Genomic DNA, 278 nt, shown 5'->3' on the forward strand with positions numbered 1-278 from the left:
TAGGGAAACAGTTTTTTGACTCTAATGGTAATGATGTTTTTTCACCTCTTCGCTGTTATGTGAGTCGGCCTACTAAGGTTGGGATGGTATGGCAAAGAGTACGGGTGTTAGCCGATATTGCAGATGTACGTATTCATGACTTACGTCATACTTTTGCCAGTTATGCGGTGCTGGACGGTTATCCGCTCCCGATGGTCGCTAAGCTCCTTGGTCATAAACGTATCTCTTCAACACTTCGTTATATGCATGTCAGTGAGCACCATGTGACAGAGGCAGTA

The 278-nt window shown here is 45.0% G+C and carries 1 protein-coding gene; it reads left to right on the forward strand.

Annotation, left to right across the window (positions count from 1 at the left end):
- Window positions 1-59: 59 nt before the first annotated feature.
- The coding region (locus AB4589_RS25295) for a tyrosine-type recombinase/integrase (RefSeq protein ID WP_372101944.1) at window positions 60-278 on the forward strand (219 nt) is incomplete at its 3' end.

It is taken from the genome of Vibrio sp. 10N.222.49.A3, assembly GCF_041475145.1.
GTDB lineage: Bacteria > Pseudomonadota > Gammaproteobacteria > Enterobacterales > Vibrionaceae > Vibrio > Vibrio tasmaniensis_A.